Source organism: Rickettsia endosymbiont of Halotydeus destructor, from assembly GCF_049278075.1.
In the GTDB taxonomy this organism is placed as follows: Bacteria; Pseudomonadota; Alphaproteobacteria; order Rickettsiales; family Rickettsiaceae; genus Rickettsia.
In genome coordinates this window covers 1-19,844 of sequence record NZ_JAPNPB010000005.1, presented here as the reverse complement: position 1 = coordinate 19,844, position 19,844 = coordinate 1, and the positions used below count along the sequence as shown (strand labels likewise).

Sequence of the window (19,844 nt, the reverse complement as noted above, 5' to 3'; positions counted from 1 at the left end):
TTGTATATATCTATTTGAACAATATTCGTATTATCTATATACTAAACTTATGTGTCAAGCCTAAATATAGGTATCCTAATATGAATGTTACTCAAGAATATTATATCAAAAAGATAAGCTTTATGCAATCTTTATTAACATTATTACCGTTTAATGAATGGAATAATAAGCTACTTGCGGGAGCTGAAGAGCATTGTGGGTTTGCTAGCGATTATAATACGCTACTTTTTCCTAATGGCTTACAAGAAGTGATAGACTTTTTTGAAAAGCAGCAAGATGATAAAATGCTAATGCAGTTAGCCACAGTTGAAGCTCCAAAAAAAATAAGGGATAAGCTATCATTAGCTTTAAAAACTAGAATTAAAAATTGTACGCCGATTATTCACAGTAAAAACGCTGCTTATTTTGCAATGCCTAATAATGTATTATTTGCTACAACCCTGGCTATGCGTAGCTGTGATCTCATTTGGCGTTATGCCGGCGATAAATCCCTTGACTATAATTACTATACTAAAAGAGGATTATTATTTACTGTTTACCTACCCGCAATTCTATATTATATCCAGGATGAATCAGAGAATTACATTGAGACGGATAAATTTATAGATGAGTCTTTAACAAATATAATAAATGGTTTTACACATTTTAAGAATTTGTGTAAATTAGCCGAACCTTCAAATATACCGATTATTAGGTTGTTTGTATGATTTTGTGTCACTCCGTAGCTTGACCACGGAGCCCAGAAAAATAAGTACTGGATACCGTGGTCAAGCCACGGTATGACAATATTACCAAATAACTTTTTTATAAAAACTAAATATCTTAAAAAATGACAAAAAAATATTACCCTGAAGTTAGTTCAAATGCTGATTTTGCAGCCATAGAAAAAGAAATTTTAAATTACTGGCAGGAAAATAACATATTTCAAAAATCTATTGATAATAGAAGTGACGAATCTGAATTTATCTTTTATGATGGTCCGCCTTTTGCAAACGGCTTGCCGCATTATGGACATTTGCTCACTGGTTTCATCAAAGACGTATATGCTCGTTACCAGACTACGAAAGGTAAGAAAGTTGAAAGGCGCTTTGGTTGGGATTGTCACGGATTACCGGCTGAAATGCAATCCGAGAAGGAGCTGGGTATTTCAGGGCGTCTTGCTATTACTGATTTTGGTATAGAGAAATTTAATAGTCATTGTAAAGCGTCAGTAATGAAATATGCGAGTGATTGGGAAGAATATGTAACACGTCAGGCAAGATGGGTGGATTTTAAAAATTCTTATAAAACGATGGATAAGAATTTTATGGAATCCGTTTTGTGGGCATTTAAGGAGTTATATAATAAAGGTTTATTATACGAATCGATGCGAGTCATGCCTTATTCCTGGGCCTGCGAAACACCGTTATCTAATTTTGAGACAAGGCTTGATAATTCATATCGAGAAAGAGCTGATAAGGCAGTAACCGTTAGTTTTGTGTTGTGTCATCCTGGCGGAAAGACGGTCTTGTTGCAGGGGCCGGACAATCGCAACGGTGTCATTCCCGCGAAAGCGGGAATCCAAGAAAAAATAGAACAATCTCAACTTAACCCTAATTATAAAGTACTGGATCCCCGCCTTCGCGGGGATGACATAGAATATAGAATCCTTGCCTGGACAACAACGCCATGGACTCTGCCATCTAATTTAGCGTTAGCAGTAGGTAGCGATATCGAATATGCGCTAGTTCCTAAAGAAAATATTTGTTACATTATAGCTAAATCGTCTTTAGGTAAATATGCTAAAGAGCTCGGACTAAGCGGTGAAGAAAATTTTGAGATAATTAAAGGGGCTGAGCTTGAAGGTTTAACATACAAGCCATTATTTGATTATTTTGCAAATCATCCAAATAGCTTTAGAATATTTGCAGGTAATTTTGTTGTTGAGGGTGACGGCACAGGAGTTGTCCATATGGCTCCAGGATTTGGTGAAGATGATCAAATACTTTGCGAATCTAAAGGAATAGAGCTTGTTTGTCCGGTTGATAATAGCGGGAAATTTACCAAAGAAATTCCGGATTTTGAAGGGTTACAAGTATTTGATGCTAACGACAAAATAATTATTAAACTAAAAAATCAGGGAAATTGGTTTAAAACCGAGCAATATATTCATAATTATCCGCATTGCTGGCGGACGGATACGCCTCTTATATATAAAGCTGTGCCATCATGGTATGTTAAAGTTACGCAGTTTAGAGACCGAATGGTTGAGCTAAACCAACAAATTAACTGGATACCTACCAATGTAAAAGATAATTTATTTGGTAAATGGCTTGAAAATGCTCGTGATTGGTCAATAAGCCGTAATAGATTTTGGGGCACGCCATTACCTGTCTGGAAATCAGATGACCCAAAATATCCACGCATAGATGTTTATGGCTCTATAGAAGAGCTCGAGAAAGATTTTGGGGTTAAGGTCACCGATTTACATCGTCCGTTTATCGATGAGCTAACAAGATCCAATCCGTCGGATCCAACAGGCAAATCCACGATGCGAAGAATAGAAGACGTATTTGATTGTTGGTTTGAAAGTGGCTCAATGCCATATGGGCAAGCTCATTATCCATTTGAAAACAAGGAATGGTTTGAGAATCATTTTCCTGCCGATTTTATAGTTGAGTATTCAGCTCAAACTCGTGGCTGGTTCTATACTTTAATGGTGCTATCTACCGCTTTATTTGATCGTCCACCATTTTTAAATTGTATATGTCATGGCGTGATTTTAGACGCTACCGGTCAAAAATTATCGAAACGCCTCAACAACTATGCTGACCCATTAGAATTATTTGACAAGTACGGCTCGGACGCTTTAAGGGTTACGATGCTCTCTTCAAACGTCGTTAAGGGGCAGGAATTATTAATTGATAAAGACGGCAAAATGGTATTTGATACGCTTCGTTTATTTATTAAGCCTATTTGGAATGCTTATCATTTCTTTACGATGTACGCCAATGCCGATCAAATCAAAGGTGAATTAAATTTTAATTCCAATAACGTTCTGGATATTTATATATTATCAAAACTTAAAATAGCTGTGCAAAAAATCGCAGAAAGTTTAGATAATTTTGATACGCAAACCGCTTATCATGCTATATCTGATTTCTTTGAAGTTTTAAATAATTGGTATATCCGCCGTAGCCGCGCCAGGTTTTGGAAAAGCGAAAAAGACGAAGATAAGCAAAACGCTTATAATACGCTATATTTATGTTTAGAGACTATGGCTATTGCGATGTCTTCGCTTGTGCCTATGATTTCTGAAGCTATTTATTTGGGTCTTTGTCATCCTCGCGAAAGCGGGGATCCAGAAAAACCTGTATTCTTGGATTCCCGCCTACGCGGGAATGACATAAGCGGTACTCCTTCCGTACATCTATGCAATTTCCCTATCCTTTCAGAATTTGAAATAAATCATGAATTAGTAAGCACGATGGATAAGGTGCTGGATATCTGTAGCAATAGTTTGTTTGTTAGAAGCCTTGAAAATATTAGAGTACGCCAGCCGCTGGCAAGTATAACGATTATTAGTAAAAACAACAATGAACTTAAAGATTTTGAAGATTTAATCAAAGACGAAATCAACGTTAAATCAGTAATTTATCATGATAATCTAGAAAGTTATGCAACTAAAAAACTATCAATTAATTTCCCCATACTCGGAAAACGTTTGCCGCATAAAATGAAAGATATCATAACAGCGTCTAAAAAGAATGAGTGGGAACTAACAAAAGAAGGGTTAAAAATTAGCGATGAAATATTAAATTCTGATGAGTTTAGTGTAATTTTAGAGCCGCATCAAACTATAAAAGGCGCAAAAGCTTTTGCTGATAATACCGGTTTATTGGTACTTGATTTAGAGTTAACACCTGCATTAATCCAGGAAGGCATCGCAAGAGATTTAGTGCGTTCTATTCAACAAACCCGGAAAGATGCCGATTTTTCAATAAGCGATCGGATTATGCTCGAAATTACCGGTGATTTAGATCTATCTGAAATATTAAAACAATATGGTGATTTTATCCAGGAGCAAACTTTAGGTGAATTTAGCCACAATTTCACCGCCGATTATGTAAGCGATATAGAAATTGAAGGCCAGAAACTTAAAGTGAAGATCAAGAAAATAATATTTTAAAAATTTGAAATAAAAGCATTTATGAAAACCGCTTTACCAGCTCTTTCTCTTAAAATCCAAGCTAGGCTTGATTATAGGTTTAATGTCATTCCCGCGAAGGCGGGAATCCAGACTAAAAAGCCTTATCTTGTAAGGCTTTTTTCTATATAATTGTAAGTTATATAGATTTTTAGTTTAATTTTCTGGATTCCCGCCTACGCGGGAAGGACATCTTCAACGTTCGTATAGTAGAGGATCAAGTCACTGCACGACATCAAGTTACTTATTCCGCTTATTTAAAGCGACTAAATAAATTTCTGTAGATTCTGCTCTGCTAGAGGACGGCTTAAAATGTTTTACTAAAGAGAAATGAAGTTTTACCTTATTTAAAAGCTCGGTTTCAGTGCCACCACGAAAGATTTTAGCGATAAAATGTCCTTGAGGTTTTAGAATTTTTACGGCAAAATCAAAAGCTTGTTCACATAAAAACATTGTGCGAGTATGATCAGTAGCCCTATGCCCCGTGGTATTTGACGCCATATCGCTCATTACTATATCTGCTTTACCGCTCAAAGCTTCCGTAATCATCCCTTCTGCCTCTTCATCAAAAAAATCTTTTTGAAAAAAATCTACCCCGGCTATCGGTTCAATTTCTAATAAATCTACGGAAACTATTTTACTGTTTGATTTATTATCAGTAGATTTGGTTAGGGTTGCTACTATTTGGCTCCAGCCCCCGGGAGCAGCACCCAAATCAACTATTTTCATTCCCGGCTTAAATAATTTAAACTTTTCATGAATCTCAAGCAATTTATATGCTGCTCTCGATCTATAGCCGTCTAACCGCGCTTTAGCAACATAAGGATCGTTTAACTGACGTTTTAACCATTTATTTGATGAAATAGTTCGTTTTTTAGAAGTTTTAACTCTGACGAACTTACTTCTATAACCTTTTAAATTATCTGACATATAATGTTTTTTATTTAATTCTTACTAGACCCTTACAGAATTCGCTTATAAAGAGGAATTTGAAGGAGACACGGAACGCAGAACCGTAGCGTACACTTAGTACGTGAGGATTCGAGTACCGGCGCGACGTACAAATTACCTTTAGAAGTAGAGTGATGTAAGAGGTCTAGTTTCTTTGGCTATGGTGTCTAACATTGAATTAACAAAGCCGATTTCATGCTCATTTAACATATCATTTGCGATATCAGTAAATTCATTAATTACTACTTTAGGTGGTATATCAATAAAAAATAACAATTCACAGATACTCACACGTAATAAAGCCAAAAGTAAAACAGGCATATGAGTAATATCTTTAGTATTTGTTAGATGCGTAGAAATAATCTGCTCTATTTTATCAAAATTTTCAATTACTCGCTTTACCAACGTCTTAAAATGGCTTATGTTTAATGATATTTTTAAATGCTCATGCGAGTTGGTTTCAGAATTATCGCTGGTTTTTTCATCTTGATAAAAAGTTATCATCTTTTCTATTATTTGCTCTATATCTTGCTCCGGTTGTAACGTATACTGATAAATAGCCTGTACCGCCGCAATGCGGGCAATCGTTTTTTTATTAATTTTGTTTGAGCTCATAATATATAAAAATAGATGAAGAAAACAGGGATTTCGAATCAGGCCAGCGTTGTTATATGGCGCAGGAAATGACAGGATATAACAAAACATCTTATTAGTAAACTTATAAAATTTATTTATGTTATCTATATTCGGCTTTATCCTAACAATTAGTATCCTGGTATTTATTCATGAACTAGGACATTATTTAGCTGCAAGATTCTTTGGGGTAAAAGTTGAAGAGTTTTCCATAGGATTCGGTAAAGAGTTAATAGGCATTACGGACAAGCGGGGCGTAAGATGGAAAATCTGCCTCTTGCCGCTCGGAGGCTATGTTAAAATTTACGGTTATGACCAATCATTACTTGATAAAACCAAAGCTATTAATAACGAGGTAGCTTTTTTTGCTAAATCTTGTTTGGCACGCTTTTTAATCGTTGCTGCTGGACCGATGATTAACTATTTACTTGCCATTATAATATTTACCGGTTTCTATTTTTGCATAGGAAAAATTGAAATCCCGGCAGTAATCGCAGAAATAGTAACTTCGTCACCAGCAGAAAAAGCAGGCTTACAGGAGAATGATAAAATCATCAAGATTAATAATAAAATCGTTAAAGATTTTAGCGATGTACAAAATGAAATACTAATTAATCAAAATCGTCCTGCAAATTTATTAATCCAGCGAAAAGAAGAAGAACTTAATATTAGCATAACACCTGAAGAAATATCTTCCTCATCCAAACAATCAAGCAAAATAAAAAGATTTTATCTTGGAATTATGGCTAAAGGTGAACCTATTCATATTAAAATAAATATTTTTTCAAGTATTGTGGAAGCTACTAGTGATACTATAGACTTTTCAATTTTAACATTGAAAGCGTTTGCTCAAATGATCCTAGGGCAGCGGTCTCTTAATGAGATAGGAGGGCCTGTAAAGATTGCTAAGGAATCAGGTAAGTCGCTTGCACAAGGAGCAGATGCTTTCTTATGGTTTATGGCAATGTTGTCAATTAATTTAGGTTTGCTTAATCTTTTACCTATACCAGTGCTTGATGGTGGACATTTAATATTTATAACTTATGAAGCAATTACCGGTAAATTACCGAATAATCGCATCAAAAATATTTTGCTACAGTTAGGAGCAGGAATAATAATTTTTCTTATAATAGTTTCTATCTCAAATGACATAAAAGGCTTGTTTTCTTAAGGAGAGGTTATTGTTAGGTTGATGAGTTGTAACTTGTTAAGATATTGTCATACCGTGACTTAATCACGGCTTCTAGTCTTTTTATACCAAAAATTTTCTAGATACCGTAAGAGGGGATACGATATGACATACTTTTAATAAATACGATCTCTTTACATCCCCTGCTCACAATCAAAATTTTTTGATAGTCAAATTATAAGTTAATGTATGATCTAACTTGCGCTTATTAATATAATTTACTATAGTAAAAAATATTTTATTAATTTTAGCTAAAAATAAAGAAGGTTTTAGGTGACAATTCGATCAATCGTTAAATTAGCAATTTTAGCAATCACTGTTTTTTACTATCATTTTTCCCTGGCAAACGGTGTTATCCAAAAAGTAACTATTGAAGGAAATCATCGAGTAGAACGCTCAACCGTCGAGAGCTATTTGAAGCTTAAAGTCGGTGATGTTTATAATGGGTCAAAAGAAGATGAAGCGATTAAAAATTTATATGCTACTTCGCTTTTTAAAAGCATAAATATTAAATTGCTAGACAAGGGTAATCTCGTGGTTACCGTTACGGAAACTCCTTTTATTAGTAGCGTAGTATTTAGCGGTAATTCTAAACTAAAAACCGGAATGTTAGCTAAAGAAATTTATACCATGGCCGGTGAGTCTCTTAGTCAGGCAAAAATTGAATTGGACGTAAAAAAAATATTAGAAATGTATAAACGTTCCGGACGTTTTGCAACTATCGTAACACCTAAAATTGAGAATTTAGAAAATAACAGAGTTAAGGTTATATTTGATATCGCCGAAGGACCGAAAACCGGTATAAAATATATTTATTTTAGCGGCAATGAGCATTATCGTGACGGTGAGCTTAAAACCGTTATTTTAACTAAAGAATCTAGATGGTTTCGTTTTCTAGAAACTAACGACACCTATGATCCTGATCGTATAGAATACGATAAAGAACTATTAAAAGAGTTTTATCAATCAGTCGGTTTTGCTGATTTTAGATTAATATCGGCAACAGCAACACTAAGCCCTACTAAAGAATATTTTACCCTTACCTATTCTCTTGATGAAGGTGATAAATATAAACTTGGTAATATTACAATCGATAATAAATTACCGAATGTTAATATATCAGAGATTAATAAATTTATTACCGTCAAACAAGGTGACGTTTTTAATATGAAAGCTTTAGATAATGCGGCTGAAAAAATTGCCGGTTATTTTGCTAGCATGGGCTACCCTGCAGTAAATGTTTATCCGGATATAGAAAATAAAAATTCAGATCACACTATTAATATTAAATTTATTATCGATAAAGCAGATAGAGTTTTTATAAATAAAATTAATATTAATAACAATTTAAAAACTGAAGATAAGGTTATAAGACGAGAGTTTAAAGTTGAAGAAGGAGATATATTTAATCGTACTTATATAGAAAAAAGCGAGCGTAACCTTCGAAATTTAGATTATTTTGAAAAAGTAGCTATTACCGTCACCCCGACAAAAGAAAAGGATAAATATGACCTTAATATTGACGTTGATGAAAAATCTACTTCCTCTATCGGCTTTGACTTAGGGTATAATACCTCCGGCGGGATATTTGGGCGTTTATCCTTTTCGGAACGTAACTTAGTTGGTACTGGTAAATTATTAAATGCCGGCATACAGATGGGTAAAAGTAGCGCTAGCTATTATGCCGGTATAACGGAACCACACTTTTTAGACCGAGATCTATCGCTTAGCGAAAATATATTTAGAAATTATAGCGGTCGCGGCTCTACTCTTATGTCACAAGGTGATCAGAGTTATAAAACACACTCTATCGGTTCTCAAACTTCGCTCGGTTATGAGATTATGGAAGATTTAAGTCATAAAATTGATTATTTGATTAAGCAGGATACTTTAAATGATTTAAGCCCGTCAAATTCAGGATTTTTACCCGAACAAATGGGCACATTTATTACCTCGGCAATAGGGCATACTATTACCTATGATCAAACAGATAGTAGAATTATTCCAAAAAACGGTTACCTAATAAGCGGTACGCAAGAATTTGCCGGTGTTGGTGGAAATAATAAATATTTAAAACATGAGCTTGATGGTAAATATTTTAAATCCTTCATAAATAATAAGCTTACTTTAAAATTATCGGCAGCTGGCGGTAGTATTTTAGGTGTCGCCGGCAAAACTGTTCGTATTTCGGATCGTTTTAATCTAGGAGATTATACATTAAGAGGGTTCGCTAGCGGTGGGGTTGGGCCTCGTGAAAAGGTTACTAATAAAGGATTAGGTGGCGAAAAATACTATACATTTTCTACGGAACTTAATTTCCCTACTCCTTTACCAGAAGAATTTAATTTAACCGGCGCAGTCTTTATGGATTTGGGAAGCTTGTGGGGCGTAGGTTTAAATAAGAAAAAATTTCAATCACCTAACGGTTTTTATAATGATAAATCACTAAGAGCTTCGGTAGGTTTTGGATTTATTTGGGTAACACGTTTTGCTCCGATAAGAATGGATTGGGGATTCCCGATTAAGAAAAAGAAATATGATGACACTCAAACTTTTCATTTAAAATTTTCAACACATTTTTAAATTTGTCGTAAGTATTTTTTTCCAATCTACACGCTGTTATTCTTATGCTTTTTGCTGTCATTCCCGTGAAAACGGGAACCCAGCTTTTTTTGTCATGCTGAACCGGCGTTCTGCAAGCTCAGGAATATGGCATTACCCGCATAGACTCATATAATAGTCCTTTATTATATATAGTAAAATGTATTGAATTAGGTGCAATTTCTATTTCATCTTTTAATTTTTTAAAAATATATTTCATACCGTAAATGGGTTAGCATTAGCGGTATTCACTATATCTTAAAAAAATATTTCTTATAAACCTCACCTAATTCAATACATTTCACTATTGTTTCTTAATACCCATAATAAGTTTGCTGCATCTATTAAAAAGATACTGAACTAAATGAAGTAATGACAGAAAAGTATTATTTTTAGATTGCCACAGCCACGCAGTTCGCTAGCAATGACGTTGGGGGGTGGAGATTATACCACGTCGAGACTGCGTCTTTCCTCGCAAGATATTGTTGCGTGAGATAAGTTAAAGCATATTCTATTAGTTCAGGCTATTCTCTATGTCATTCCTGTGGAGGTGTCGCCCGCATGGATATACAGTATATTTCAGACAAGATGAATTTAAAGGCGAGCTGCTATGCGTACTTAAAGTACGTGAGCACAGGCGAGACCTGAAAAATTCGCTTGTACCAAGGCTATTTGAAATATGCTGTACCCCACGCGTCATGGCTCACTGCTGTACGCGGCGCAGCAATTAAAAAAAAACTACAACTTTGTCATTGCAAGCGAAGCAATCTAATAATAAGATTACCACGTCGGGACTACGTCCCTTCTCGCAATGACAGCTTTAATATACACGCGAGCAATACCTCCTGGTAATGACCGCAAGAGTCCTATATTGCGGCGTGAACGAAAGTCGTTCAACTCAGACGATTGAAGTATTCACGCAAACAATGCTTACCCATTAATCCGTTTTAGACAAATTCTTTCAGTGATTTCTTTTAATTTTTCTACTCTCTTAATTAGATAAAGTAGTTGCTCTTCACTAATTCTATAACTTTTATCGTATCTCGCTTTAACATAAGCATCTCGGAGTAATTTAAAACACTCTTTTTGTTCAGGAGCTGCTATGGAAAAAACTTGCAATAACTCACTATTATAATTTGCTGCTCTGCTCCCTAATTTTTTTATGTCGTGTAGTTTTGGTTTGTAGCGAGAAAAAACTAGTAAAATGCTACTGTAAAAACTTTCAGTGGCTTGATGCAACATAAATGCAGTTAAAGCATTTTTATTTCTTTTTAAAAAATCGTTAGCTCCTATTAAAAAATCTTCACCTCTACTAAACCACTCTTCATAATCATCTTTTGCAATTTTTCTTACTTCACCCCAAGGTAAATCTTTAGCTTCACTAAGTGTAAATTCTTCGCTATCATATAAAAGAATGCCCTCTTTTTTAATATCGGTATAAAAATAACGTCCTTTTTCAAGCTGAGTATTTACCTCATCTATTGATTCAAGAATTATAGATATCTCTGAATCATATGGGATAATCTGATCTTTTATTATTCCCGTCTTCTCTAACCTTTTATATATTTTATCTTCTAATCTTAAGGTAGCGTGTCCTTTATATTTACCTTTTTTGAGAATTATTAAAATATCAGTATCGCTATGATAGCCATTAGGTAGATCACGTACCCAATCGCCTCTTGCAAACGAGCCATACAAGATAATCATGGTAATTTTATCTTGAGCAATATCTAAAACCTGGCTCACTATATAATTAAGCCTAACTTGGATTTTAAGAGAGCGATCAGGTAAAATAGTTTTCATAGTTGATTCAGGAAACAATAAATTTCAAATGTTATTTCTACATTAGGTTCTGTGAACAAAATTTAAATTAATCTATTTTAGTTCTTTTTTGCTGCAAATTATAAGATTTTTTTGAAATATGAATAACTATTCCTACAAAAATCTTATTAATTTTCGCTAAAAAATATCTTAAAATATAAATAACTTAAATTTTGTTCACAGAACCTAGGTGAAGAATCCAGAAAAAATATTTATACTTATCATTTCAAGGAGCGTAGCAACGTGGTGATCTAGGACCTCAACCGTCATGGCTCACCGCTGTACGCGGCGCGGTAATCTAGAAATGATAAATTTCATGGCATTTTTTGCTATTTTTTCTCTAAATTGCCACATCGGACATAAATGCTTTCTCGCAATGACGAAGTGAAATCGTTCCACGCGAGCAATGCCTTACGCGGGAATGATATTAAGAATTCGACGCTGCCATAACAACTCGTAGACCTCCTAGAATGATATCTAAATACGATATATCTAGGTTCTGTGAACAAAATTTTAATTAATCTATTTTGGTTCTTTTTATACTTCCAATTATAAGATTTTTTAAAATAGAAATAACTATTTCTGCAAAAATCTTATTAATTTTCGTATAAAAATACCTAAAAATATAAATAATTACAACTTTGTTCACCGAGCCTAATCAATCTTTAAATAAATTCTTAGGCATTCTGTAATAAATAGTTTTATAAAAATAATCGCTTTTTGGAAACTTACGTTGTCTAATAGAAAAATTACCGAATCCTCTTATTTCAATTCGCTCTTGTTCTTTTAGCGATTCCCCTAAATAATTTAAAACTAAAGTTAATGAATCTGCAATATCTTCTTTAGAAAAATAATTCAGTTCATTATGTATTTTATCAATTAAATAAGAGTTAGAAGAAGATTTATTAGTCATTATTAAAAATAATTTGCATTGAGAATTGCTAATATTTAAAGTTGCCAATATTTAAAATTGCTTTGGCACCGTGAAAATTGCTTTTAAAAAAGTTAGGAATAATACTATCAAATTCCTCAAAGATTATTTCAAATAAATTATGCTTTGGTTTTAGTTTAAACTCTTTTACTACTAACCGCGAATTAATTTTTTTAATTTCATATAACCATTTTAATGCAGTATCTTCCGAGCCTATACTGTCTATTAGGTTTAGTTTTAAAGCTTGGCGCCCCGAATATATTCGACCGTCCGCTATTTTCTTTACCTCAGCTATCGGAATTTTTCGGCGTAACGCTACAAGCTCAATAAAATAGTCATAATTATCGTAAATATTTTCCATTATAGCCAGACGTACTATTTCCGTAACTTTTTCCGTAGGGTTTGGAGCGGCTTTCAATTCTCCCGACTTAAAGTTTGTAAATTTAATTCCTAATTTTTCAGCTAAATCCGTCACTTCAGCAGTTTGTAATATTACTCCGATTGAGCCAGTAATCGTACCGTTATGGCTAACTATATAATCTCCCCCAAGCGATATTAAATAACCGCCGCTTGCTGCCATTGTCCCCATGACTATTGCTACCGGTTTTTTCTCAGATATTTTTCGCAAAATATTATAAATTTTCTCGGATCCTACTACTGTTCCTCCGGGAGAATTAATATTAACTATCAACGCTTTAATTTGTTTATCATCAATTATTTCTTTAAGTTTTTTATCGCGCTTTGCATCTTCTAGAATTATCCCTTCTATTAATATTGAAGCTATATATTCCTGATTCATCGGCAATTTATCTTGTAAAATGAATTTTTTACCGATAACACTGACCAAAACTATAATTAATACAACCGCAATTAATTTCCAAATTAACAGTTGTTTTTTCTTTTGTCTTCTTTCAATTAAATAATCAGGACTTATATTCATTGCTTATTTATGTTATTAAAAATATTTGTGATGCTTAAATTTAAATCATATTATTTTTGCAAAGACATTGTTCATCTGCTAAAAACTCTATTGTAAGTGGATATTATTACGTGGATAGATTACTCTATATATAATTTATTATAAGTATAGTGTCATACCGTGGTCAAGCAATTAGATGACATTAAATGTTTTACAAAAAATTGATGCACGCGATAAATGCTCTTTACAATGAAGAGATATAAATAATATCTATGCTGCAAAGCTTAACAACACACAAATATTTTACAAATCTCAAACCTATTTAATATTTTTGAAAACTATTTATTATTAAAAAACATTACCTGATATAGTTTCGGCGATATTACCATTTAGCTTAGCATTATAATCGTCTTGTACCCGTTGATATCAAGTTTGCTGTTCCTTAAAAAGGCTAACTTAAATACTGGCGTTATGAAATTTTTAGGCATTGCTAACTAACGAGAGATACCGTCATTGCGAAGCCACGAAGTGGCTGCGGCAATCCATAAAAATAATAAAAAAGTGTTAATTTTAGCGTTTTTTTACTAGATTGCTTCGTCCATTACTTCGTAATTTTCCTCGCAATGACGGTAAATTCTTAGCTAATCTCTCGTTAGTTAGCAATGCCAATTTTTAGCTCTTATTGATTTTCTGATTATCTATATGCAACAGTATCTGCTCACAATAACAAGATTTATCTTTAATTAACAATACCAGAATTTTAATTATCTAGACTTGAAACTGTGGTAACAGATTTAACAAGCTCGATTATTATTCTCCTAATATCTGGGCTTTGAATTTCGGTAAAAGCTCTAACAAGAGCTATTACTTCTCTCTCCATAGAGCGTGATAATTTTTTATAATTAAAATGAGCCGTGTATTCTTCCTTATCCTCAGCGACCTCATTTACTAAATTATTTTTTGATTCTTCAAATAAATATTCAGTTTCTTCTTTTGTCTTTTCTGAGTTTTCTGTAAAATACCTTAAGGGAGCATTTAAAATTTTTGAAAAAACATATAGCCTACTTACCGGTATAATGCTTAATCCTTCTTCATATTTTTGTACTTGCTGGGCACTTATATCAATAGCTTTACCCAAATCTTTTTGACTAATTCCTAAAGCTATGCGGCGTTGCTTTAAACGCTCACTAGCTATTTTATCAATATATCTTTTTGATTCGCTCATCTTTACAATTAATTTAATTATCAAAAACTTTCTTCAACTTTAGATGTGATTATAAAGATAGTTTTTTCTCGAATCAAGCAACTTGTTTAAAGAGTAATAATTTTTTGATTGAAATTTAACCTCGAAATTTAAGATTTATTAAATAATTAGTTAATAATATAAAAATAATAATTATTAAAATGCCTATATTTCCATACCGCGAGTATATAGTAGGAGCATTTATTTTTTGAGGAATGAGCGCATCTATATAACCCACTTCATTTAAATCTAATTTTTTTATTATGCGGCCCAAAGGATCTATTACAGCAGAAATACCATTATTTGCTACCCTGATTAAGGGCAAACCGTTTTCTACGGCTCTGCTGCGACTAATCTGAAAATGCTGATAAGGTCCACTCGATTGGCCGTACCAGGCATCATTGGTAATATTAATTATCACATCAGCAATTTTATTGCTTGTACGAACCAAATCAGGAAAAATTGACTCATAACAAATAAGCGGTTTTATTTTAAGGTTAAGCTTTTTAAGGTAAACTAATTCACTCCTCCCTTCAGTATAGTCAACAAATCCATGTGTTAATTTTTTGAAAGGCAATATATTTTTTAAAGGCATATATTCGCCAAACGGCACTAAATGAGATTTATGATACTCAAATAATTTATTACCGCTTTTTGCAACTGCATACATACTAGTATAAAGCTCAAAATCATCACCCTGCTTCTCATTACTATCTACGCCACCAGTAATTAAAATTGCTTTCGAATATCTTAACATTTTTGATAATTCTGATTTTATTTCCGGTTGGTTAAAAGGAACTATTAATGCCGCTTCCGACCAGATAATTAAGTCAGCAGGCGAATCCTCGGATAATTTAATATGTAGCATTAGATTTTTCCAAAACTCGCTTGCATCCCATTTAGAAGTTTGCGCAATACTTGGTTGTATTAATCGTACTTGAATAGCGGAAAAACGAGTAGAATGATTATCTAATCTAACTTTTCCGTAAACAGCAATTATTGTTATCATAATAGCCGAGTTGATCAATAATATTTTTAACTGTTTATAATCTTTTTCATTTTTGGGTTTAGCAAGAAGAGGATAAAAACTTGTAGAAATATAAACTACGATAAAGCTAAGGCCGTATATTCCTGTTATACTAACAACTTGAATTAATATATCTGAAAATGAAAAAGCATAGCCTAAAAGATTCCAGGGAAGACCGGTAAATATCCATGACCGCATCCATTCAAATAATATCCAGTGTAAGCAAAAAATAAATTGATAATATTTATTATCTCGAGCAAAAAAACTGCCTATACAACTAGCAGAAATAAAACACGCTAAGATAAGAGGCAACCCTATCAACGCAAACGGAATAGCCCACCAAAATTCTTCAATATAAACACTAACCCCAAGGCTAATCCAATACATGCCGACTAAAAAATGCCCAAAGCCAAATATGTAACTAACTATTGCTGCCTGCTGCCAGCTCTTGGCTATTTTTACTTGATAGCACAAATATGATAGAGTAAAAAGTAAAGGCAGAAAAAAAGTTGGAGCGAATACAAGCCCGCTAAGCATCCCGAGTAGTAAAGTAATAGTTTTTAAACCGATCATATTATTTAATTTTAGGTCAAGTAGAAGTGAAATATACGTGAAGTATTTTAAGAATTGGATTTTATTTTGAAGGGTGAACGCACGCAGCCTATACTTAATAGGTGAGTACGTGAATCCCTGATAAAATGAAACAACAATTCTTAAAAGACGAGCGATATATAATTTTATTTACAAAATAATACATCATGCTATCATTCGGGCAAGATTTTTAATTATTAAATAGAGGTAATAAATGTCAATTAACTTACCTGGATTATTAGCAGGAAAAAAAGGGTTAATAACCGGCATAGCAAATAATATGTCAATATCCTGGGCCATTGCGCAGCTAGCTAAAAAGCATGGAGCTAGACTTGGGTTTACTTATCAGTCGGAAGTCCTTGAAAAACGTATAATGCCTTTAGCAGAAGAAGTAGATTGTGATTTTGTTGCAATGTGTGACGTTACGGATGAAAATTCAGTTACCAAATTATTTGAAACTATTAAAGAGAAATGGGGAACCTTTGATTTCCTTGTACACGGCATGGCTTTTTCCGATAGAAATGAGTTAAAAGGGCGCTATATAGATACAAGTTTAGCAAATTTTTTGAATTCCATGAATATATCTTGTTACTCCTTAACAACGTTAGCAAAACATGCAGAGCCTTTAATGAATAAGGACGGAAGTATTATAACGTTAACTTATTACGGAGCTGAAAAAGTTATTCCTAATTATAACGTTATGGGAGTAGCAAAAGCTGCGTTAGAATCTAGCGTTAGATATTTAGCAAGCGACATGGGTGTTAATAACATCCGAGTAAATGCAGTCTCTGCTGGACCGATTAAAACGCTTTCAGGTAGCGTTATCGGCGATTTTAATTCCATGCTTACCTCGCATGCAACCACTTCTCCGTTACGCCGCAACACTTCAGGGCAAGATGTAGCAGGAGCAGCGGTATATTTATTGAGCGATCTATCCTCAGGCGTTACCGGTGAAATACATTATGTCGATTGCGGTTATAATATAATGGGTAGTAATAAAATTAAGGAGTAATTACTTCAGTAGTCAAGTCGGTATTATCGCATGGCTCGAATTTTAGCTGTCATTGCGAGGAGATTCGGAGAATCGACATGGCAATCTAAACAAAAAATAGCAAAAAATGCTATGAAATTTTATTTTCTAGATTGCCGCGTCGTTGCTATCGCAACTCCTCGCAATGATGTTGAGGTATACCGCGCGAGAATAACATTGAAAATTTGACCCATGCAATAATTCTTCCTTAAACTAGGTATGCCCCTCTCATCCTAAAATCTTTAACCAAACTCAATATAAACATACACATGATCATTATAAATAACCTAGCTATGAGCTATGGCGCAAAAATATTATTTACCGACGTAAATCTTCACATTAAAAAAGGTAATAGATACGGGCTTGTCGGAGCTAACGGTGCAGGAAAAACTACTTTTTTTAAAGTTTTATTAAGAGAGGAAGAACCAGCTTTCGGTGAAATTAATATTTCTAGAAACTCTAAAATAGGCTGTTTAAAACAAGATCAATTTCGGTACGAAAATACGTTAATTATAGATACCGTAATTGCCGGCAAAGAAGAATTGTGGAATGCTTTACAGGAAAAAAATAAATTACTTGAAAAAGTAGAATGCGATGAAGAGACAGGCTTCAGACTCGGCGAACTGGAACAAATTATCTACGATAATGATGGCTATACGGCAGAAATTTTTGCTGCAGAATTGTTAGTCGGCCTCGGTATAAAAGAAGAACATCATTCTCAACCGCTTTCGGTACTATCGGGCGGCTACAAGCTGCGTGTGTTACTTGCTCAGGGGTTATTTAATAACCCTGATATATTATTACTTGATGAGCCAACCAATCATCTTGATATAGTTTCTATTTACTGGCTGGAGAATTATTTAAAAACTTCATTTAAAGGTACTTTAGTTTTTATTTCTCACGATCTCACTTTTCTTAATAATGTTGCTACTCATATTCTTGATATTGATTACGGTGAAATTAAACCTTATACAGGCAATTACGATAATTTTGTCAAAGAAAAACAATTAGTAGCCGAACAAAAACTTAATGAACATGCTTTTTTAGAGAAAAAAATTGCTGTAATGCAGGCAGGAATTGATAGGTTCCGAGCCGGCACGAGAGCAAGGCAAAGTGCATCAAGAGAAAAACAACTTGAAAAAATACAGCTACCTGATTTACAAAAATCTTCACGTATTAGCCCCGTCTTTAATTTTCAGCAAAACAGGCCGTCAGGGAAATTAGTATTAAAAGTTAGTGATATTTCCAAAAGCTTTACTGATAAAATAGTATTAAGTAAGGTAAATTTTACGGTTTCCAGAGGCGAGAAGATTATAATTATTGGCCCAAACGGTGTTGGGAAATCAACGCTTTTAAAAATTTTACTTGAAAAAATATTAGCAGATAATGGCAGTTATGAATGGGGGTATGAAACTCAAATTTCTTATTTTGCTCAAGATCATCATGAATTATTGAATGAGAATATCAGCATTCTTAATTGGTTAACGGCTCAGGCCGAAACAGAGACTGATCGAACTATTCGAAGCACTTTGGGGCAGGTATTATTTCGTCAGGAGGAAGTAAATAAAAATATTTTAAGTTTAAGCGGTGGTGAAGGAGCAAGATTATTACTAGCTAAAATTATTCTGGAAAAAAGTAACGTCCTGGTACTTGATGAACCAACCAACCACTTAGATATTGAAGCTCGTAATACTTTAAAGGAAGCTTTAGTTAACTATGCAGGCACTTTAATCCTTGTTACTCATGATCGAGATTTTGCTAGCCATATTGCTACTAGAGTTATTGCCATTTCTCAAAAATCAATAATAGATTTTAAAGGTAAATATGATGAATATTTGAATAAATATAATAATGATTATTTAAATAGTAAATGGGTAATGGATAATAAAAAATAATTATCAAAACTTGCTATTATTTTGGTGACATAAATTCTAATGATTGTTAATATTATGTAAAGTAAATATTAACAACTATTAAAATTTATATGAATTTATTAGAACAATTACTTTTAAATAATCAAATATATAAAGATAATTTTAGACAGAATAAACTGTTCAAAATCGTCAAGGAAAACAAATTAAATAACAACGTACAAAAAGAAATTTTTCTTAATTACTTCCAGATATGGTCAAATGAATTTCAAAAAATAGTTTTGGCAAGAGTAGTCTTTTCTGAAGAACAAAACTATTCCAAGCTCGCCTGGCATCATTTAGAAGAAGAATTTGGTCATAATTTACAGCTTTTAAATAGCCGCAAAGATTATGTACTAGTTGAAGACCCAATTTTTGAGGCATTAGCAAGCTGGTTCATTATGAAAATGTTAACGCTCGGTGATAGTGGGCGCACTGTACTGATTCATTTAGTAATAGAGTCCTGCGCTACTATATTTTACGAATATTTAGTTCCTGTTTTTTCAAATAGTAATAAAGCAGAAAAACATTTTAATACTCACTGTGAGCTTGATCCCAAGCATGAACAAATTGGCATAGATTTACTAAGAAAAATGAATATTACAGACTCCTCTTTATTAGCAGTGCAAAAAAAAGGGTGGATTATGATTGAAACTTTATTTGCTCGGCTTGCTGAAAATTGTTTAGTTGAAGCGTAGTTATTGTATAGCGTCTTGGTTAAATCGAACCTTACTAAATAAATCAAAAATGGTTAAAGCAATTAGGCTCTGTACACCTAATTAAAATAAATCTAATTTTGGTTCTTTTTTGTT

The 19,844-nt window shown here is 33.4% G+C and carries 14 protein-coding genes and 2 pseudogenes; 9 read left to right on the top strand and 7 right to left on the bottom strand.

The window, feature by feature from the left end:
• Nucleotides 1-80 precede the first annotated feature (80 nt).
• Both OTR29_RS05215 and ileS read left to right on the top strand, forming a co-directional pair.
• A complete protein-coding gene (locus OTR29_RS05215; protein ID WP_422229713.1) occupies nt 81-707 on the top strand; it encodes a COQ9 family protein in 627 nt (208 codons plus the stop codon).
• Nucleotides 708-829: 122 nt separating this feature from the next.
• Complete coding sequence (gene ileS, locus OTR29_RS05210) at nt 830-4,168, top strand: isoleucine--tRNA ligase (protein ID WP_422229711.1); 3,339 nt, start codon at nt 830-832, stop codon at nt 4,166-4,168.
• Between the two features lie 258 nt (nt 4,169-4,426).
• Here ileS and OTR29_RS05205 read toward each other — a convergent pair whose 3' ends face one another.
• On the bottom strand, nt 4,427-5,116 hold the full coding sequence (locus OTR29_RS05205) for an RlmE family RNA methyltransferase (RefSeq protein WP_422229709.1): 690 nt from the start codon (nt 5,114-5,116) through the stop codon (nt 4,427-4,429).
• Nucleotides 5,117-5,147: 31 nt separating this feature from the next.
• Here OTR29_RS05205 and OTR29_RS05200 point away from each other — a divergent pair.
• Nucleotides 5,148-5,269: pseudogene (locus tag OTR29_RS05200) on the top strand (palindromic element RPE1 domain-containing protein); the annotation flags it as partial.
• On the opposite strand, the gene nusB reads toward OTR29_RS05200, so the two are convergent.
• Nucleotides 5,258-5,752, bottom strand: a complete 495-nt coding sequence (gene nusB, locus OTR29_RS05195) for a transcription antitermination factor NusB (RefSeq protein ID WP_422229707.1) — start codon at nt 5,750-5,752, stop codon at nt 5,258-5,260. The pseudogene OTR29_RS05200 and the gene nusB sit on opposite strands and share 12 nt — an antisense overlap.
• Nucleotides 5,753-5,870: 118 nt before the next feature.
• Between nusB and rseP the strand changes: the two genes are divergently transcribed.
• The 3 genes and pseudogenes from rseP to OTR29_RS05180 form a co-directional block, all read left to right on the top strand.
• On the top strand, nt 5,871-6,941 hold the full coding sequence (gene rseP / locus OTR29_RS05190; protein WP_422229706.1) for an RIP metalloprotease RseP: 1,071 nt from the start codon (nt 5,871-5,873) through the stop codon (nt 6,939-6,941).
• A 291-nt stretch (nt 6,942-7,232) separates the two neighbouring features.
• The gene (bamA, locus tag OTR29_RS05185) at nt 7,233-9,542 is read left to right on the top strand and encodes an outer membrane protein assembly factor BamA (protein ID WP_422229704.1); all 2,310 of its coding nucleotides are present in this window, start codon (nt 7,233-7,235) and stop codon (nt 9,540-9,542) included.
• 551 nt (nt 9,543-10,093) lie between these two features.
• Nucleotides 10,094-10,250 (top strand): annotated as a pseudogene (locus OTR29_RS05180) (palindromic element RPE3 domain-containing protein); the annotation flags it as partial.
• A 240-nt stretch (nt 10,251-10,490) separates the two neighbouring features.
• On the opposite strand, the gene OTR29_RS05175 reads toward OTR29_RS05180, so the two are convergent.
• From OTR29_RS05175 to lnt, 5 genes are all read right to left on the bottom strand, one after another.
• A complete protein-coding gene (locus OTR29_RS05175) occupies nt 10,491-11,363 on the bottom strand; it encodes a HEPN domain-containing protein (RefSeq protein ID WP_422229702.1) in 873 nt (290 codons plus the stop codon).
• 676 nt (nt 11,364-12,039) lie between these two features.
• Nucleotides 12,040-12,294: an HU family DNA-binding protein gene (locus OTR29_RS05170; protein ID WP_422229700.1), complete on the bottom strand. Its 255-nt coding sequence runs from the start codon at nt 12,292-12,294 to the stop codon at nt 12,040-12,042.
• A gap of 28 nt (nt 12,295-12,322) precedes the next feature.
• On the bottom strand, nt 12,323-13,252 hold the full coding sequence (gene sppA, locus OTR29_RS05165) for a signal peptide peptidase SppA (protein WP_422229698.1): 930 nt from the start codon (nt 13,250-13,252) through the stop codon (nt 12,323-12,325).
• Between the two features lie 739 nt (nt 13,253-13,991).
• Nucleotides 13,992-14,456, bottom strand: coding sequence for a helix-turn-helix domain-containing protein (locus tag OTR29_RS05160; RefSeq protein ID WP_422229696.1), 465 nt, complete (start codon nt 14,454-14,456; stop codon nt 13,992-13,994).
• 115 nt (nt 14,457-14,571) lie between these two features.
• Nucleotides 14,572-16,074 carry an apolipoprotein N-acyltransferase gene (gene lnt / locus OTR29_RS05155; protein ID WP_422229695.1) on the bottom strand — a complete coding sequence of 501 codons (1,503 nt, stop codon included), beginning with the start codon at nt 16,072-16,074 and terminating at the stop codon, nt 14,572-14,574.
• Nucleotides 16,075-16,306: 232 nt separating this feature from the next.
• On the opposite strand from lnt, the gene fabI reads away from it, so the two are divergent.
• The 3 genes from fabI (at nt 16,307) to OTR29_RS05140 (ending at nt 19,730) form a co-directional block, all read left to right on the top strand.
• A complete protein-coding gene (gene fabI, locus OTR29_RS05150) occupies nt 16,307-17,104 on the top strand; it encodes an enoyl-ACP reductase FabI (protein ID WP_422229693.1) in 798 nt (265 codons plus the stop codon).
• Between the two features lie 287 nt (nt 17,105-17,391).
• Nucleotides 17,392-19,017, top strand: coding sequence for an ABC-F family ATP-binding cassette domain-containing protein (locus OTR29_RS05145; protein ID WP_422229691.1), 1,626 nt, complete (start codon nt 17,392-17,394; stop codon nt 19,015-19,017).
• Between the two features lie 89 nt (nt 19,018-19,106).
• Nucleotides 19,107-19,730: a hypothetical protein gene (locus OTR29_RS05140; RefSeq protein WP_422229689.1), complete on the top strand. Its 624-nt coding sequence runs from the start codon at nt 19,107-19,109 to the stop codon at nt 19,728-19,730.
• The last annotated feature ends 114 nt before the right edge of the window (nt 19,731-19,844 follow it).

What these genes read in the sequence shown, in the direction of transcription:
- sppA (WP_422229698.1), bottom strand. Translation starts at nt 13,252, where the DNA reads ATGAATATAAGTCCTGATTATTTAATTGAAAGAAGACAAAAGAAAAAA.
- OTR29_RS05170 (WP_422229700.1), bottom strand. Translation starts at nt 12,294, where the DNA reads ATGACTAATAAATCTTCTTCTAACTCTTATTTAATTGATAAAATACAT.
- OTR29_RS05215 (WP_422229713.1), top strand. Translation starts at nt 81, where the DNA reads ATGAATGTTACTCAAGAATATTATATCAAAAAGATAAGCTTTATGCAA.
- ileS (WP_422229711.1), top strand. Translation starts at nt 830, where the DNA reads ATGACAAAAAAATATTACCCTGAAGTTAGTTCAAATGCTGATTTTGCA.
- OTR29_RS05145 (WP_422229691.1), top strand. Translation starts at nt 17,392, where the DNA reads ATGATCATTATAAATAACCTAGCTATGAGCTATGGCGCAAAAATATTA.
- nusB (WP_422229707.1), bottom strand. Translation starts at nt 5,752, where the DNA reads ATGAGCTCAAACAAAATTAATAAAAAAACGATTGCCCGCATTGCGGCG.
- OTR29_RS05160 (WP_422229696.1), bottom strand. Translation starts at nt 14,456, where the DNA reads ATGAGCGAATCAAAAAGATATATTGATAAAATAGCTAGTGAGCGTTTA.
- lnt (WP_422229695.1), bottom strand. Translation starts at nt 16,074, where the DNA reads ATGATCGGTTTAAAAACTATTACTTTACTACTCGGGATGCTTAGCGGG.
- OTR29_RS05175 (WP_422229702.1), bottom strand. Translation starts at nt 11,363, where the DNA reads ATGAAAACTATTTTACCTGATCGCTCTCTTAAAATCCAAGTTAGGCTT.
- OTR29_RS05205 (WP_422229709.1), bottom strand. Translation starts at nt 5,116, where the DNA reads ATGTCAGATAATTTAAAAGGTTATAGAAGTAAGTTCGTCAGAGTTAAA.
- fabI (WP_422229693.1), top strand. Translation starts at nt 16,307, where the DNA reads ATGTCAATTAACTTACCTGGATTATTAGCAGGAAAAAAAGGGTTAATA.
- OTR29_RS05140 (WP_422229689.1), top strand. Translation starts at nt 19,107, where the DNA reads ATGAATTTATTAGAACAATTACTTTTAAATAATCAAATATATAAAGAT.
- rseP (WP_422229706.1), top strand. Translation starts at nt 5,871, where the DNA reads ATGTTATCTATATTCGGCTTTATCCTAACAATTAGTATCCTGGTATTT.